Annotated in this window: 14 protein-coding genes; 7 read left to right on the forward strand and 7 right to left on the reverse strand. The window is 76.6% G+C overall.

The window, feature by feature from the left end:
* The first annotated feature begins 4 nt into the window (after positions 1-4).
* Both LO771_RS04805 and LO771_RS04810 read left to right on the forward strand, forming a co-directional pair.
* Positions 5-2173, forward strand: a complete 2169-nt coding sequence (locus LO771_RS04805; protein ID WP_230648307.1) for a bifunctional polysaccharide deacetylase/glycosyltransferase family 2 protein — start codon at positions 5-7, stop codon at positions 2171-2173.
* The gene (locus LO771_RS04810) at positions 2170-3678 is read left to right on the forward strand and encodes an acyltransferase (RefSeq protein ID WP_230648308.1); all 1509 of its coding nucleotides are present in this window, start codon (positions 2170-2172) and stop codon (positions 3676-3678) included. The genes LO771_RS04805 and LO771_RS04810 overlap by 4 nt, the downstream gene beginning before the upstream one ends.
* Before the next feature lie 169 nt (positions 3679-3847).
* On the opposite strand, the gene LO771_RS04815 is transcribed toward LO771_RS04810, so the two are convergent.
* Both LO771_RS04815 and LO771_RS04820 read right to left on the reverse strand, forming a co-directional pair.
* Positions 3848-4624, reverse strand: a complete 777-nt coding sequence (locus LO771_RS04815) for a rhomboid family intramembrane serine protease (RefSeq protein WP_230648309.1) — start codon at positions 4622-4624, stop codon at positions 3848-3850.
* A 111-nt stretch (positions 4625-4735) separates the two neighbouring features.
* Positions 4736-5650, reverse strand: coding sequence for a dihydrodipicolinate synthase family protein (locus LO771_RS04820; protein WP_230648310.1), 915 nt, complete (start codon positions 5648-5650; stop codon positions 4736-4738).
* Between the two features lie 72 nt (positions 5651-5722).
* Here LO771_RS04820 and LO771_RS04825 point away from each other — a divergent pair, with 72 nt between their 5' ends.
* Entirely contained in the window at positions 5723-6646 is a 924-nt protein-coding gene (locus tag LO771_RS04825) for a LysR family transcriptional regulator (protein WP_230648311.1), read from the forward strand.
* 133 nt (positions 6647-6779) lie between these two features.
* Here LO771_RS04825 and LO771_RS04830 read toward each other — a convergent pair whose 3' ends face one another.
* Positions 6780-6995, reverse strand: a complete 216-nt coding sequence (locus tag LO771_RS04830) for a hypothetical protein (RefSeq protein ID WP_230648387.1) — start codon at positions 6993-6995, stop codon at positions 6780-6782.
* A 301-nt stretch (positions 6996-7296) separates the two neighbouring features.
* Between LO771_RS04830 and LO771_RS04835 the strand changes: the two genes are divergently transcribed.
* Positions 7297-8253 carry an SDR family NAD(P)-dependent oxidoreductase gene (locus tag LO771_RS04835; RefSeq protein WP_230648312.1) on the forward strand — a complete coding sequence of 319 codons (957 nt, stop codon included), beginning with the start codon at positions 7297-7299 and terminating at the stop codon, positions 8251-8253.
* 14 nt (positions 8254-8267) lie between these two features.
* On the opposite strand, the gene LO771_RS04840 is transcribed toward LO771_RS04835, so the two are convergent.
* Together LO771_RS04840 and LO771_RS04845 are read right to left on the reverse strand one after the other, a co-directional pair.
* Complete coding sequence (locus tag LO771_RS04840; protein ID WP_230648313.1) at positions 8268-9251, reverse strand: asparaginase; 984 nt, start codon at positions 9249-9251, stop codon at positions 8268-8270.
* Between the two features lie 167 nt (positions 9252-9418).
* Complete coding sequence (locus LO771_RS04845) at positions 9419-10312, reverse strand: Gfo/Idh/MocA family protein (protein WP_230648314.1); 894 nt, start codon at positions 10310-10312, stop codon at positions 9419-9421.
* A 300-nt stretch (positions 10313-10612) separates the two neighbouring features.
* Here LO771_RS04845 and LO771_RS30990 point away from each other — a divergent pair, with 300 nt between their 5' ends.
* The gene (locus LO771_RS30990; RefSeq protein WP_308188838.1) at positions 10613-13111 is read left to right on the forward strand and encodes a SpoIIE family protein phosphatase; all 2499 of its coding nucleotides are present in this window, start codon (positions 10613-10615) and stop codon (positions 13109-13111) included.
* A gap of 93 nt (positions 13112-13204) precedes the next feature.
* Entirely contained in the window at positions 13205-13624 is a 420-nt protein-coding gene (locus LO771_RS04865) for a CBS domain-containing protein (protein WP_230648315.1), read from the forward strand.
* Positions 13625-13675: 51 nt separating this feature from the next.
* Here LO771_RS04865 and LO771_RS04870 read toward each other — a convergent pair whose 3' ends face one another.
* Complete coding sequence (locus LO771_RS04870; RefSeq protein WP_230648316.1) at positions 13676-14467, reverse strand: hemerythrin domain-containing protein; 792 nt, start codon at positions 14465-14467, stop codon at positions 13676-13678.
* Positions 14468-14693: 226 nt separating this feature from the next.
* Between LO771_RS04870 and LO771_RS04875 the strand changes: the two genes are divergently transcribed.
* Positions 14694-14933, forward strand: a complete 240-nt coding sequence (locus LO771_RS04875) for an antitoxin (RefSeq protein ID WP_230648317.1) — start codon at positions 14694-14696, stop codon at positions 14931-14933.
* 176 nt (positions 14934-15109) lie between these two features.
* Here the strand turns inward: LO771_RS04875 and LO771_RS04880 are convergent.
* Positions 15110-15729: carbohydrate-binding module family 20 domain-containing protein (locus tag LO771_RS04880; RefSeq protein WP_230648318.1), on the reverse strand; the 620-nt coding region annotated here is incomplete at its 5' end.

Here is a 15729-nt window from a genome sequence, read left to right on the forward strand (position 1 = left end):
GTCCATGCCCCGTCACCAACGCCCCCGGCAGTCCGTCCTGCGGCCGCGGCGGCTCGCCGCGCCCCCGCTGCGCTTCTTCCTGCCGGTGACCCTGCTGGTGACCCTGCTCGCCCTGATGGTGCTCCGGGGCATGGAGAACAACGAGGTCTTCCACGACGAGCGCATCGCGCCCTCGGTGGACAAGGGCACCGTGCCGCGCAGCGTGCTGGAGGGCGGCCCGATCGTGGACGCCCGCGGGGACCGGAACGACAAGCCGGTCAGCTACTCGATCCCCGACAGGACCGTCGTCCTCAGCTTCGACGACGGCCCGTCCTCCACGTGGACGCCGAAGATCCTGGAGGTGCTGGAGGCCCAGCACGTCCACGCCGACTTCTTCGTCACCGGCTCGATGGTCACCCGCAACCCCGCGCTGATCCGCCGGATCGTGGCCGGCGGCCACGAGATCGGCCTGCACACCTACACCCACCCCGACCTCGCCCTGCAGTCCGGCACGCGTCTCACCTGGGAGCTCGGCGAGACCCAGCTCGCCCTGGCGGGCGTCGCCGGCATCCACTCCAGCCTGTTCCGGCCGCCCTACTCCTCCACCGTCGACGCGCTCGACGACTGGTCCTGGCCGGTGACCAGGGAGGTGGGGTCGGACGGCTACCTGGCCGCCTTCATCGACAAGGACACCGACGACTGGAAGCGCCCCGGCGTCAACGCCATCGTCAGGGCCGCCCTTCCGGAGCTGGCCGGGCAGGGCGAGATGATCCTGCTCCACGACGCGGGCGGCGACCGGTCCCAGACCCTGGCCGCGCTCCCCGTCATCATCGAGCGGCTCAAGGCGGACGGCTACACCTTCAAGACGATCGGCGAGGCGCTCGGCACCGGTTCCGCGAACGCCCCCGTCACCGGCTACAACCTGTGGGCCGGCAAGGCGTTCCTGTGGTGCACCACCTTCTCCGTCCGGCTGATGCCGTGGCTGGTCGCGCTGCTCGCGGTCGTCGGCGTGCTGGTCTTCGCGCGCTTCGCCCTGATGCTGGTGCTCTCCCTCCTGCACGTGCGGCGCACCCGGAAGCCGGGCTTCTCGTGGGGCGACCCGGTCACCGAACCGGTCACCGTGGTCGTCCCCGCCTACAACGAGCAGGAGTGCATCACCAACACCCTGCTCTCGCTGGCCCGGAGCGACCACCCCATCGAGGTGATCGTGGTCGACGACGGGTCGACCGACGACACCTCCGCCATCGTGGAGGAGCTCGGCCTGCCGATGGTCCGGCTGATCCGCCAGCCCAACAGCGGCAAGCCCACCGCGCTCAACACCGGCGTGGCCGCGGCCTCGAACGAGCTGATCGTGATGATGGACGGCGACACGGTCTTCGAGCCCTCCACCGTCCGCGAGCTGGTGCAGCCCTTCGCCGACCCGCGCATCGGCGCGGTGGCGGGCAACGCCAAGGTCGGCAACCGGGACACCCTGATCGGCGCCTGGCAGCACATCGAGTACGTCATGGGCTTCAACCTGGACCGCCGGATGTACGACGTGCTCGGGTGCATGCCGACCATCCCCGGCGCCGTCGGCGGCTTCCGCCGCACGGCGCTGGACCAGGTGGGCGGCATGAGCGACGAGACGCTCGCCGAGGACACCGACGTCACCATGGCCCTGCACCGGGCCGGCTGGAAGATCGTCTACGCCGAGGACGCCCGCGCCTGGACCGAGGCGCCCGGCAGCATGAGCCAGCTCTGGTCCCAGCGCTACCGGTGGAGCTACGGCACCATGCAGGCGATGTGGAAGCACCGGCACGCGGCGCTGGAACGCGGGCCCGCCGGCCGCTTCGGCCGGGTCGGACTGCCCTTCGTCGCCCTCTTCATGGTGCTCACGCCGCTGCTCGCCCCCGCCATCGACATCGCCATGGTCTACGGCGTGGCCTTCGTCGACCCCTACAAGAGCCTGGGCGCCTGGTTCGCGGTCCTGGCCCTGCAGGGCTTCTGCGCCTGGTGGTCCTTCCACCTGGACCGGGAGAAGCCCTGGCACCTGGTCACCCTTCCCGTGCAGCAGGTGGTCTACCGGGTGCTCATGTACATGGTCCTGCTGCAGTCCTGGATCACCGCCCTGACCGGAGGCCGCCTGCGCTGGCAGAAGCTGCGGCGCACCGGCGAGGTGGGGCTCGACGTCACCACGGGGGCGATGCCGTCATGACCACTGCGGAAACCGGTGCGCCGCGCCTCGAGGACTCCTCGGAGACCCTGGCCCTGCGCATACCCCCGGCCCCCGCCGCCCAGGGCGCCCAGGACCCCTCCGAGACCCTGGCCCTGCGCATACCCCCGCCGCCGGCCGCCCGCGGCGCCCAGGACCCCTCCGAGACCCTGGCCCTGCGCATACCCCCGGCCCCCGCCCCCCGCAGTGCCCAGGACCCCTCGGAGACCCTGGCCCTGCGGGTGGCCGACCTCGCCGCGATCCCGGTCCAGCGCCCGCCGCAGGAGGCCGGGGAGAGCACGGAGGCCGCGGAGGCCGCGGACACCGGACAGGCCGGGGAGGGGCCTGCCGACGGGACGGCGGCGCCCCGGCCGAAGGGCGGCCGCGACCGCTACCTGGACCTGCTGCGCGCCCTGGCCCTGGTCCGCGTGGTCATCTACCACAACTTCGGCTGGACCTGGCTGCCGCTGCTCTTCCCCTCCATGGGCGTGATGTTCGCGCTGGCCGGCTCGCTGATGGCACGGTCCCTCAGCCGGCCGGCCCTGGGCGTCATCCGGGGGCGGCTGCGCCGCCTGCTCCCCCCGATGTGGATGTTCGGTGCGGTCACGCTGACCGCGATGGTCCTCGACGGCTGGGGCCCGGACGCCGAGGGCCACCCCAACTGGTGGTGGGGCAAGCTCGCCTTCTGGATCCTGCCGCTGAGCACCCCTCCCTACGCGGACTCCCTGCACGGCTTCGGCGGCCACCTGCCCTCCAGTTGGGCGGAGCAGGTCGTGGTGCCGCTGTGGTACCTGCGCGCGTACCTCTGGTACGTGCTGCTGTCGCCGCTCATGCTCAAGGCCGTGCGCCGGCTCCCCTGGGTGACCCTCCTGGTGCCGCTGGCGCTGTCGGCCGTCCTCAACTCCGGCCTGGTCGACCAGTCCGGCCGGCTGATGGAGACCGCGACCGACTTCACCACCTTCGGCGCCTGCTGGATCCTCGGCATGGCCCACCACGAGGGGCTGCTCAGCCGCATCCCCCAGTACGTCGTGCCCTCGGTCGCGCCGCTGGTCCTCGCCCTCGGCTTCTGGTGGCTGCAGCAGTCGCCGATGGACGACCCCCGGGTGGGCCCCGACCTGGAGGCGGTGCCGCTGGCGCAGGCCATCTGGTCCTTCGGCTGCGTGATGCTGCTGCTCCACCTGAGCCCCTCGTGGCAGGAGTGGCCCCGGCCGCTGGAACGGTTCAGCGGACTGGTGAGCCTGCTCAACTCCCGCGCGGTCAGCGTCTACCTGTGGCACTGCGTCGCGCTGGTGCTCACCGAGCCGCTGATCGAGCCGCTGTGGAACAGCGAGTTCTGCTACACGCACCTGCGCTGGCTGCTGTCGAGCCAGTGGTTCCCGCTGCTGGTCGCCGTTCCGCTGATCCTGGCGGGGCTGCTGCTCTTCGGCTGGGTCGAGGACGTGGCGGCCAGGCGCAGCCCGCGGCTGCTCCCCTACCCGCGGCGGGCCAGGGGCCGGCGGCGGGGCTGAGACCCGGCGCGGAGGGACGGCAGCGGGCGGGGACGGCGGTCCCGGCCCCCTGCCGGGCCTGCGGGAGGCCATGCCTGGCCCGGTCAGCAGGAGGACCGGTCAGGGGCAGGCCATGCCTGCGGAGGACCGGACCTGCGGAGGACCGGATGGGCGGGGCGACGGGCGGGCCCTACAGCAGGCCGAGGTCGCCGAGTTCCTTGTACAGGTCGGCCCGGGGGCCGTCGGCGCGCGCCGGCAGGCCGCTGCGGCCGGCCGGACCGGCCCCCGGTCCCGTCGTCCCGCCGCCAGACCCGCCGGACCCGCCGGACCTGTCGGCACCGCCGGCCGCAGCCGCCCGCGGGCGCCGGGTGCGGAGGACCCAGGCCCCCAGCACCCCGCCGACCAGCCCCCCGAGGTGCCCGAGCCAGCTGACCCCCGGCGTCCCCGGCACGGCCACGGTGAGGAGGTAGGCGAACGAGGCCGCCATGACGACGCCGACCAGCGTGTCGACCAGGTGCCGGTCGAAGAGCCCGCGGACCACGACGTAGCCGAAGTACCCGAAGACCAGGCCGCTGGCGCCGACCGTGTCGACACCCCCGCGCTCGAAGAGCCAGACCGCGAGCCCGCTGGTCAGCGTGACCAGCAGGGTCAGGCCGGCGAAGCGGGCGACCCCGCGGTAGGCGGCGAGGAAGCCGAAGACGAACAGCGGCCCGGAGTTGCTCTCGATGTGGGCCCAGCTCCAGTGCAGGAAGGGCGCGGCGAGGACGTCGGGCAGCCTTCCGATCTCACCGGGGACCACCCCGTGGTCGCGGGAGAGGGCGTAGTCCCCCTGCCAGTTCGCCAGCTGCACCAGCCAGACGGCCGCCAGGAGGGCGAACATCACGAAGAACGCCTTCCGGGCCTCCGCGACCGTCAGGTCCGCACCGCCCGGCCCGGTACCCGCCGACTCCTGGACCTGCTCGCCCACGGCACCCGCCCCTCCCTCGACGGGACCGCGCCCCGCCACCGTGCACTCTAGACGAACGGGCCCCGGGGGATCAGCCGTCGGGCACACCCGCCCGGGGCGGTCCGCGGCGGCTCACGCCGGGGCCGGCAGCCGGTCCGGCCCGGCCAGCTGCTCCAGCACCCGCTCCACGGAGTCGCGCCGGGCGGGGAGCAGCGGCAGGCGGACGTCCGGCGTGGGGATGCGGCCCTGCGCGTACAGGACGCCCTTGACCACGGTGGGGTTGGGTTCGCGGAAGACGGCGGCCGACAGCCGGGCCAGGGCGTGCCCGAGGTCCCGGGCCCGCGCGAGGTCGCCCCGGCGCCAGGCCGCCGCCAGTTCCACGAACCGGCCGGTGGCCAGGTGGGCGGAGGCGAGGATGCCGCCCGCCGCGCCGAGGGCCAGCAGCGGGGACAGGTACAGGTCGTCCCCGGCCAGGACCGCGAAGTCCGGCGGGAGGTCGCCGAGCAGGTCCACGGTGTCCCGGTCGACGGCGCCCGTCGCCAGCTTGACGCCCCGGACGCCGGGGATGCGCCCCAGGGTGCGCAGGGCGGAGGCGTCGAGGTCCTGCCCGGTGCGGTAGGGGATGTGGTAGACGACCAGGGGCAGCGGGCTCTCCTCGGCCAGCCGCGAGAAGTGGGCGAGGACGCCGGCCGGGGAGGGCCGGGTGAAGGCGGGCACGGGCACCAGCGCGGCGGTGGCCTCCGGCCGGCGTGCGAGCCCGGCGAGGGCGCGTCCCGCGGCCCGGGTGTCGCTGCCCCCGACCCCCACCGTCAGGGGTGCGCCGTGCTCCCGGCAGACGCGGGCGCAGACGTCGACGACCGCGGCCCTCTCCCCCGCGTCGAGCGTGGCGGCCTCGGCGGTCGTACCCAGGGCGACGATCCCGTCGGCGCCCGCGTCGAGCACGGCGTGGGCGAGCCCTTCGAAGGCGTCCTCAGCGACCCGCCCTGCGGCGGTGAAGGGGGTGACGAGCGGGACGTGGATCCCCTGCAGGGGTGCGTGTCGGTCCATGGGGACGAGGGTGGCCGGGGGCGATCGTGCAGGTCCAGTTCGCTTTTCCGATGCCGAGCGTAAGCTGGGCCGATGCTCGACGTGCGCCGCCTGCGCCTGCTGCGGGAACTGTCCCTCCGCGGCACCATCGCCGCGGTCGCCGAGGCGCTCGCGTTCACGCCGTCGGCGGTCTCCCAGCAGCTCAGCGCCCTCGAACGCGAGGCGGGGGTCCCGCTGCTGGAGCGGACGGGGCGGCGGGTCGTCCTCACCCCGGCGGGACGGAACCTGGTCCGCCACGCGGAGGCGGTCCTCGAACGGCTGGAGCAGGCCGCCGCGGAGCTGGTCGAGGCGCGCGGCGGACCGTCCGGCCCCGTGCGGATCGGCGCCTTCCCCACCGCGGCCAGGGCGGTGGTGCCCGCCGCGCTGGCCTCCCTCGCGCGCCGGCACCCGGGACTGGAGCCCATGGTCCGGGAGATCGACCCGGCGGAGGTCGCCGACGCCCTGCGCGCGGGCGAGCTGGACGTGGCGCTGGTCCACGCCTACGACCTGGTGCCGTCGCCCGCCGAACCGGGCCTGGCGACCGAGCCGCTCTGCACCGAGTCCATGTACCTGGCGTCGCCGTACCCGGTGCCGCCGGCGCCCGTGCCGGGAGGGGCCGCCGACGGCCCGGTGGTCGGGCGCTTCGCGGACTCGCCGTGGATCACGGCGACCCCGGGGACGCTGTGCCGCACGATGACCCTCCGGGCGTGCGGGGCCGCCGGGTTCACCCCGCGGGTCCGACACCAGGTGGACGGGTTCGCGACGGTCCTGGCCCTCGTCGCGGCGGGCCAGGGCGTCGCCGTCGTCCCGCAGCTCGGCACGGCGGACCCGCCGCCGGGGGTGGTGCTGACCCGGCTGCCGTTCCGCAGGCGGACCCTGACCGCCTTCCGGAGCGGTGCCGCCCGGCACCCCGCCGTCGCCGCGGTCACCGCCGCCCTGCGCGCGGCCGTCCCGGAGGAGCTGGCCGACCCGCGGTGAGCGGCGGCGCACGCCGTCGGGGCCCGCGGACCGGGTGTCCGCGGGCGGTGGCCCCGGGGGGCTTCGGGCCGTCGTGGAGCGCCCGGGGACCGGCGCCGGGTCCTCGGGGCTGCGGGTCCGTGGACCCGTCGGTCTAGAGCACGGTCATCCTCGCGTACGGACTCATGATCCTTTTCTGGACCGAGCCGAAGTCGACGAGCACCGCGATCTCGTTCTCGACGCCGACGACCCGGCCGAGGCCGTACTCGTCGTGGGTGACACGGTCACCCACGGCGAAGTGCTTGGGCGTCGGGGCGACCGGGCGCGGAAAGGGGCTTGTGGGCAGATGGCGTACCGCTGGCTTCCTCATCACTCCCCAGTATGCGCCCCACGGCCCCTCCTCCGCCGCCCCATGCGTCCGCCGGTTGCCGGACCGCGCGCGGGAGCGGGCCCCCGGGCGGCCGGTGCGGGGCCGGCCGGTCCGGCCGGGGGAGCCGCCGCGGCGGCGCGGGCGCACTCGCCCGGGCGCGTCCCCGCACCCCGGAGCGGACGGCGGGACGGCGCGGCGACGGCGGACGGTGGACGGTGGACACGGCGGACGCGGCGGGCGGCGGCCCGGCGGACGCGGCCGGCTTGACCTGGAGTGCACTCCAATCCTTAGCGTGGCAGGCATGACCACACCACAGCACCCCATCGGGTCCGGGTTCGGAGCGCGGAGCACCACGGCCGACGTCCTGCGGGGCATCGACCTCACCGGGAAGCTCGCGGTCGTCACCGGCGGGTACTCCGGCCTCGGGCTGGAGACGACCCGCGCGCTGGCCGGCGCGGGCGCGCACGTCGTCGTGCCGGCCCGCAGGCCGGAGACCGCCGAGAAGGAGCTCGCCGGGATCGGCGGCGTGGAGGTCGACGCGCTCGACCTCGGCGACCTCGACAGCGTCCGCGCCTTCGCCGAGCGCTTCCTCGCCTCGGACCGCGCCGTCGACGTCCTGATCGGCAGCGCCGCGGTCATGGCCTGCCCGGAGACCCGGGTCGGCCCCGGCTGGGAGGCGCAGTTCGCCGTCAACCACCTCGGGCACTACGCGCTGGTCAACCGCCTGTGGCCGGCCCTCGCCCGGGGCCGGGGCCGCGTCGTCTCGGTCTCCTCGCGCGGCCACCACAACTCGCCCGTCCGCTGGGACGACGTCCACTTCGAGCACGGCTACGACAAGTGGCAGGCCTACGGCCAGGCCAAGACCGCCAACGCGCTCTTCGCGCTCCACCTCGACCGGCTCGGCCGGGAGCAGGGCGTGCGGGCCTTCTCGCTGCACCCCGGCGGCATCCTCACCCCGCTCCAGCGGTACCTCGCCCGGGAGGAGATGGTCGCCGCGGGGTGGATCGACGAGGACGGCAACCAGCTGAACCCCGCCTTCAAGACACCGGAGCAGGGCGCGGCGACGCAGGTCTGGGCGGCGACCTCGCCGCAGCTGGACGGCATGGGCGGCGTGTACTGCGAGGACTGCGACATCGCCGCGCCGGCGGCCGAGGGCGACACCACGCACGGCGTGCGGGACTACGCGGCCGACCCGGAGCAGGCCGCCCGGCTGTGGGCGTACTCGGCGGAGCTCACCGGCGTGGACGCCTTCGCGTAGACCGGCCGGGCCGGTCAGCCGTGTGCGGCGAAGGCCTCGGTGACGGCGGCGCGGTCCGCACCGGCCGCGAGGAGGAGCCGCAGCAGCACGCGGGCCTTGTACGGGTCGAGGAACCCGCCGTCGACCAGGCCGCGCCGCCGCAGGTCCGTCTCGGAGCCGACGGCGCCGTAGGTGTTCCGCAGCACGGAGCCGCCGCCGGTGCGGGAGGTCAGGACGACCGGGACCCGCTCGGCCAGGGCGCCGAGCACGGGTGCGAGGGCGGAGGGGACGTGGCCCGCGCCGAAGCCGGCGACGACGAGGCCGCGGTGGGTCCGCGGGAGGTCCGCGAGGAGCGCCCCGTCGTCGTCGAGGGCGGCGGTGTACAGGGCCACCCGGGCCGCGTCGAGGGCCGCCGGGTCGGCCGGGACCGGCAGCGGGGCGCGGCGCGGCGGCCGGGCCAGGATGCGCACCCGGTCCTCGACGACGTGGCCGACCGGTCCGGTGTCGGGGGACGCGAACGCCGCGGTGCCCGTGCTGCGGGCCTTGCGGACCCGGCGTGCGGCGTGGACCTCGTCGTTGAGGACGACGAGCGCGCCGAGGCCGCGGGCCTCGGGCGCGAGGGCGGTGCGGGCGGCGGCGAGGAGGTTGGCGGGGCCGTCCGGCCCGGCGAGGGTCGGGTTGCGCATCGCCCCGGTGAGGACGAGCGGCTCCGCGTGCGGCCAGACGAGGTCGGCGAGGAACGCCGTCTCCTCCAGGGTGTCGGTGCCCTGGGTGACGACGACGCCGGGCGCCCCCGCCTCCACCGCCCGGGACGCCTCGCCGACGAGGTCGAGGATCTGGCGGAAGGTCAGGTCGGCGCTGGGGACGGCGCGGGTGTCGTGCACGTCCGGCGGGGCGCCGAGATCGGCGAGGCCCGGGACCGCCGCCGTCAGCTGGGCGCCGGTCAGCCGTCTGACGCGCCCTCCGGCGTGGCCGGCCATGGCGATCGTCCCGCCCAGGGTGAACAGTGCGACGCCCATGGGCCCGGGCCCTCCCGTCCGCGGTCGGCCGCCGGGCTGCCCCGCCGCGGCGGCGGCCACTGTACGCGGGCCCGGGACGGAGGCCGGGAGCGGGGGCCGGGGCGGGACCGGGTCCCGTCCGGGCCGGGACGGGGAGGCCGGGGGCGGCCCGGCCCGGGGGCCGTCCGTCAGAGGGCCGCCGTCGCACCCGTGGCGAGGGAGCGTTCGGCGGCGGCGAGGACCTCGACCACGCGCAGGCCGAAGCCGGCGTCGCAGGCGTGGGGCGTGCCGGTGGCCGCGGCCTCCCGCAGGGCGTCCACGGCCCGGTGGAGGGCGGCGGCGGCCCCGTCGCCGCCCGCGGGGAGCACGGCGGTACCGGACTCGCCGCGCAGCTCGACGGCGGTGCCGGCCGCCGCGGACGGGACGGTGAGGCTGAGCGCGGCTGTGGAGGACGCGCCGGAGCGGTGGCGGCAGACCAGGTGGACGGTGTCGCCCGCGCCGCGGACGGCGGTCACCGCGGCCACGTCGCCGAGGACCGGCAGCAGGACGGAGAGGGCGTGCGGGCCGACGTCCCACAGGGCGCCCCGCTCGCGGCGCCAGGGCGAGGCGGCGAAGGGGCTGCCGGTGGTGAAGACGGCGCCGAGCCAGTCCGCCCGGCCGGTGGACCAGCCGCCGACGGCGGCCTGCTCGGCGATCCAGGCGGCCTGCCGCGCCTCGAAGCGGGTGGTGAAGAAGACCACGGAGGCGGCGGAGGTCGCGGCCGCCGCGTCCGCGACCTGCCGGGCGGCCTCGGGCGCCAGCGCGAGGGGCTTGTCCAGCAGCAGGTGGCAGCCGGCCGCGGCGGCCCGCACGGCGAGCCGGGACTGCACGTCGGGCGGGAGCGCGACCGCGACGGCGTCGACCTCGGCGAGGAGGGCGCCGGGGTCGTCGTAGGGGCGGGCGCCGAAGCGCCCGGCGAGTTCGGCGGCCGCCTCCGGGCGGCGGCCCCACACCCCGGCGAACTCGACCCCCGGATGGGCGGCCAGCACCGGCGCGTGCACCGCCGTGGCCCACGGCCCGGTCCCCAGCAGTCCGAATCGCACGTCCCACCCCTTCCGCGTCCCCGCACACCCCGCGCGTCCGGCAGGGCGGCCCGGCGGTCCGTCCGCACCGCCGACGCCCGACGCCGACGCCGCCGGAGGCGTCCGTCGGCCGCACCGTCCGTCCGGCCGGAGCGCGCCGGGCGGCCGCCCGCCCCTCCCTGTCCTGCCCCGCCGCCGGGCGGCCAACCGCCGCTCCGCCGGGCCGCCCGGCGGCCCGTCCGCTCACCCGTTCGCGCCGCGCCGCCGCGCAGACGGCCGCAGGTGCGGGTTGAATGGGAGCACCATCACCGACGTCCGGGGGTGAGGCAGACGAGCGCGAATCCCGACCCCCGCAGCGACGGCCTGAGCCTGGTCGGCTGCGCGGCGGTCCTGGTGCTCGACGGCCGGGGGACGGTCCTCACCTGCACGGCGGAGGTGGAGCAGCTGACCGGCAGTCCGGCCACCGGGGTGTGCGGACGTCCGGCGGCGGAGCTGCTGGCGCACCCGGAGGACTGGCCGCAGGGGCTGCCGCCGCCGGACGGAGGCAGGGCGGTGCTGCGCCGCGCACCGGGCGGCACCGTGGAGGTCTGCCTGGAGGTGCTGCCGCTGGGCCGGGAGACGGCCGCCCGCCACCTGGTCCGGCTGGTTCCAGCCGTGGAGGCGGACCGGTGCGGGCAGGACAACGCCCTGGTCCGCGCCCTGTTCACCCAGACCCGTGTCTGCCTGGCGATCCACGACCGGGAGCTGCGGACCGTGCGGGTGAACAGCCCGTCGATGGCGCTCGGCCTGTCCGTGGGCGCGGACGGCTGCCCGGACGGCGGCGCGGACCGGGCGGTGTCCGGCCTGGAGGAGTCGCTGCTGCCGGGGGACGCGGCGGCGGTGCGGGAGCAGCTGCGGAAGGTCGCGGAGACCGGCGTGCCGCTCGTGGACTGGGTGCACTCGGCCCGCCGCCTGGAGGCGCCGCGGGTGGAGCGCACCGTGTCGCTGTCGGCGTTCCGGCTGGAGGACACGGGCGGCGGGTTCGCAGGCGTGGCCGTCGCCTTCACCGACGTCACCGAGCAGGAGCGGACGCGGCAGCAGCTGGCGCTGGTCGCCGCGGCGGCGAAGCGGCTGGAGAGCACGCTGGACGTGGTCCGCTGCGCGGAGCAGCTGGCCGAGGTGATGGTGCCCGACTTCGCCGACCTGGCGGCGGTGGACCTCACCGAGGCGGTGCTGGTGGGCGAGGAGCCCGGCCGGTTCGGCCCCGGCTCGCTGCTGCGGCGGGTGGCGGTGGCCGCCGTGGAGGGGCGGTGGCCCGAGGAGCTGTACCCGCGGGACGCGGCCGTCCTGCTGCGGGAGCGGGACTGCCGGTGGCTGCGCCCCGACACGACCGGGCTCTTCGCCGACGTGGCGGAGGTGCGCGGGCCCCAGGACGGGGACGGCGGCGCGGACGGGGCGGCGGGGGCCGGCGGAGCGGCGGGGGCCGGCCGGGAGCCGCAGTACGCGGCGCTGCCGCACGACGCGACCTCCATGCTGACGGTGCCGCTGAACGCCCGCGGCCTGGCGCTCGGCAGCCTGCTGCTCTGGCGCACCGGGGACCGGGTGCCGTTCCGTCCGGACGACGCGGTGCTCGGCGAGGAGATCGGCTCGCGGGCGGCGCTCGGCATGGACAGCGCCCGCCGGTACACCCGCGAGCACCGCACCGCGGAGGCGCTGCAGCGCAGCCTGCTGCCGCGCGCGGTGGTGGAGGTGAGCGCGGCGGAGACCGTCGGCCAGTACGTGCCGGCCGCCACCGCGGCGGGCATCGGCGGCAGCTGGTTCGACGTGGTGGCGCTCTCCTCGGCGCGGATCGCGCTGGTGGTGGGCGACGTGGTGGGGCACGGGCTGGAGGCGACCGCGGCCACCGGGCGGCTGCGCACGGCCGTGCAGACGCTCTCCGACCTGGACATGGCGCCGGAGGAGCTGCTGTCCCACCTGGACGACCTGGTGGTGCGGCTGACGGCGGGCGACGCGGACGGGAGCGGGGCGGACGGCGAGGACGGGGGCCGGGGCGGCGGGGTGTACGGCTCGACCTGCCTGTACGCGGTGTACGACCCCGTCACGGGGCACTGCTCGATGGCGAGCGCGGGGCACCCGCCGCCGGTGGTGGCCCTGCCGGGCCGCCCCGCCTGCCCGGCGGAGCTGGTGCCCGGTCCGGCGCTGGGGGTGGGCGGGGAGCCGTTCGAGCAGCTGGAGCTGGAGCTGGCGCCGGGCAGCGTGCTCGCCCTCTTCACCGACAAACTGCTGGCGGACCCTGCGGAGGGCGCGGAGGAGCGGCTGCGGCGGCTGTGCGCCCGGGTGGGGTCGGCGGTGCACCCGCTCGCCTCGCCGGCGGAGGTGGGGCGGTGCGTCCTGGAGGAGCTGCTGCCGGAGCCGCCCGCGCAGGACCTGGCGCTGCTGGTGAGCCGGGTGCGGGCGCTGCCGGCGGGGGCGACGGCGGCGTGGGAGTTCCCCGGCGAGCCGTCGGCGGTGGCGCAGGCGCGGGAGCTCGTGACGGCGCAGCTCGCCGCGTGGGGCCTGGAGGAGCTGGCGTTCACCACCGAGCTGATCGCCAGCGAGCTGGTGACCAACTCGATCCGGTACGCGGGAGCCCCGGTGGGGCTGCGGCTGATCCGGGACAGGGTGCTGGTCTGCGAGGTCTCCGACCCCAGCCAGACGCAGCCGCGGCTGCGGCACGCGCGGCTGACCGACGAGGGCGGCCGCGGCCTGTTCCTGATCGCGCAGCTCGCCCACCGCTGGGGCAGCCGGTACACCCGCTCCGGGAAGACCATCTGGACCGAGCAGCAGCTGCCGCCGGTGTGATCCCCGGGCCCGCATGGCGGGGTCCGGTACCGGCGCGCACGATGGGAGGTGGGGCTGCATCGGGACCGGACCGAGACCGGGAGGCCGGAGGACATGAGTACGGCGAAGGAGATCATGCACCGGGGCGCCCAGTGCGTGAGCGAGCACGAGACCCTCGACGCCGCGGCGCGGATGATGCGCGAGCTGGGCGTGGGGGCGCTGCCGATCTGCGGCGACGACGACCGGCTCAAGGGGATCGTCACCGACCGCGACATCGTGGTGAAGTGCCTGGCGGAGGGCGGGGACCCGGCGGTGATGACCGCCGGCGAGCTGGCCGAGGGCCGCCCGCTGGTGATCCGCGACGACGACGACGCGGACCAGGTGCTCCGGGTCATGGAGCAGCACCGCGTGCGGCGGCTGCCGGTGATCGACCACGAGGACCACCGCCTGATCGGCATCATCAGCGAGGCGGACGTGGCGCGGAACCTGCCGCGGGACAAGGTGGCGGAGTTCGTCACCTCCGTGTACGCCTGAGCCCCCGTGCGGGGGCCCGGCGCGCACGCGGCACGCCCGGCCGCGTGCGGGTCACGGCAGCTGCGGCAGGCCCTCCCAGAGCGGGCCGGTGACGCGGGCGTAGGTGTCCCGCCAGTGCGGCCAGCGGCGCACGGCGTCGTCGTCGCACTGCTCCAGCAGCCGGTCGGCGGCGGCCCGCGGCACCCCGTCCAGCAGCCACGCCAGGACGTCGGCGGTGCCCGGGCCGCCCGCCCCGCGGACGCGGTGCAGCACCTCCGGCAGGCCGCCCGCCGCGGGGTCGCCGGCGAGGGCCCCGCGCATCACGGGCAGGACCTGGACCTCCTCGATCCGCAGGTGGTTCCGGAGCCCGGCGGCGAACACCTCGACCGCCTGCGCCGCGCTCCAGGTGCCGCGTCCGGTGAGCACGGCGTCCAGCACGGCGGCGGTGGTGGCGGCGGCGCCCTGCTCCAGGGCGTGGTGGTCGGCCTCCAGCCAGTTGACGAGCAGCCGCAGCTCGGGCGCCCTGGTGCGCAGCGCGGGCCACAGGCGGGTGTCCTGGTAGGCGTGGTAGCACTCCAGGATGCCGGTGAGGAGGCGCCAGTGGCGGAGGGCGGCGTCGGCGCGGGCGCCGTCGTCGGGTCCGAGGGCGCGGAGCACGGCGGGCAGGCGCAGCAGGTCCCGGCGCAGGGCGGCGTGCACGAGGAGGAGGCCGGCGAAGGGGGCGGCGGCCGGGGCGGTCCGGCCGGTCCGGGGGCCGCGCCCGCCGGGGGCCCCGGGGGCGTCGGGGGTTCCCGGGGCGTCGGGGGTTCTCGGGCCGTGGGGGGCTCTCGGGCCGCTCGGGGAGGCCGCGTTCGGGGCGGGCATGCTGCTCACTTCCGGTTCGCCGGGTCCGCTGCGGGGCCGCTGCGGTCTGCCGGGCTCCAGGGTGGCGGCTGCGGATAAGCGTGCGATGCCGGGCGGATGAACGCGCACGTCGGAGGGGTGCCCCGGTGCGGCCGTACGGGGGGCCGCACGCCGGCGGCCGCTTGCCCGCGGGGGCGGCGGGTAGGCGGCCGGGTGCACGATCGTCGAGAACGGCAGGAGGCCCGCGATGGGCGGCATCGGAGACTGGGCGGACCGCGCGCGCAAGCTGGCCGAGGAGCACCCCGACCAGGTGGACAGGGCGGCCGACCGGGCGGAGGAGTTCGCCGACGAGCGGACCGGCCATAAGTACGACGAGCAGATCGAGCGGGGCGTGGACGAGGTCCAGCGGCGGCTCGGCGCCGGACGGGACGCCCGGCCGGCGGCGGGGCCCGGCACGGAGGGCGCCGGCACGGAGGACGGCCGGTAGCCGCAGGACGGGCGGCGGCACGGCCGCGGCCCCGCTCCGCACCCGGTCAACACCGGGTGCGGAGCGGGGCCGTTCCGTGTCCCGCCGTCCGCGCCCGCTCGGGCGCGGGCCGGACGGCGGGACGCCGGGGTGGCGGCATGCCGGGTGGGGCGGGGTGCCGCCGGGTCGTGCGGGGGTCAGGGGCGCCAGGTGTCGTTGAGCACGACCTGGCCGCTGCTGGGCACGGTCGCGGTGCGGTTGGAGCCGCTCTCCCAGGTGACGGCGCCGGAGGCGTCCTTGCGGATGTACTTGTACTGGAAGGTGGTCCCGGCGGGCAGGGCCACGTCCAGCTTCCACACCGGGTAGGCCGCGGACGAGAGCGGCAGGGCCTTGGCGGTGTCCCAGCCGCCCAGGGCGGCGTTGTCACCCGCCACGAAGATGTTCTGGCCGTAGGTGGTGGTGGCGTTGACCGCGAACGACGCCCCGGTGGCGGAGCTGGTGGAGGAGGCGGTCGGGGTCGGGGTGGGGCTCGCCGTGGCGCCGCCCGAGGCGCCGACGTACAGGGCGACGGCGTCGTTGGCGCCCACGGTGGCGGTGAACCTGCCGTCGGCGCCGACCGTGTAGGTGGTGCCGGTGCAGCCGCCGCCCGAGGTGGGGTCGCCGTGCTGGACGTCGCAGTAGGTGCCGGCCGGCAGCGAGGTCTGGAAGGTCTGGGTGACCGCGCTGCTCTCGTGGTTGATGGCGACGTAGCCCTTGCTGCCGCGGCCGAAGGCGATGGCGTTGTTGCCGTTGGACCACCAGTTGGTCACCGCGGTGC

Source organism: Streptacidiphilus sp. ASG 303 (assembly GCF_020991365.1).
Taxonomy (GTDB): Bacteria; Actinomycetota; Actinomycetes; order Streptomycetales; family Streptomycetaceae; genus Peterkaempfera.

Coding starts and splice junctions, on each gene's coding strand:
- LO771_RS04805 (WP_230648307.1), top strand. CDS start 5: ATGCCCCGTCACCAACGCCCCCGGCAGTCCGTCCTGCGGCCGCGGCGG.
- LO771_RS04810 (WP_230648308.1), top strand. CDS start 2,170: ATGACCACTGCGGAAACCGGTGCGCCGCGCCTCGAGGACTCCTCGGAG.
- LO771_RS04820 (WP_230648310.1), bottom strand. CDS start 5,650: ATGGACCGACACGCACCCCTGCAGGGGATCCACGTCCCGCTCGTCACC.
- LO771_RS04825 (WP_230648311.1), top strand. CDS start 5,723: ATGCTCGACGTGCGCCGCCTGCGCCTGCTGCGGGAACTGTCCCTCCGC.
- LO771_RS04830 (WP_230648387.1), bottom strand. CDS start 6,995: ATGAGGAAGCCAGCGGTACGCCATCTGCCCACAAGCCCCTTTCCGCGC.
- LO771_RS04835 (WP_230648312.1), top strand. CDS start 7,297: ATGACCACACCACAGCACCCCATCGGGTCCGGGTTCGGAGCGCGGAGC.
- LO771_RS04840 (WP_230648313.1), bottom strand. CDS start 9,251: ATGGGCGTCGCACTGTTCACCCTGGGCGGGACGATCGCCATGGCCGGC.
- LO771_RS04865 (WP_230648315.1), top strand. CDS start 13,205: ATGAGTACGGCGAAGGAGATCATGCACCGGGGCGCCCAGTGCGTGAGC.
- LO771_RS04870 (WP_230648316.1), bottom strand. CDS start 14,467: ATGCCCGCCCCGAACGCGGCCTCCCCGAGCGGCCCGAGAGCCCCCCAC.
- LO771_RS04875 (WP_230648317.1), top strand. CDS start 14,694: ATGGGCGGCATCGGAGACTGGGCGGACCGCGCGCGCAAGCTGGCCGAG.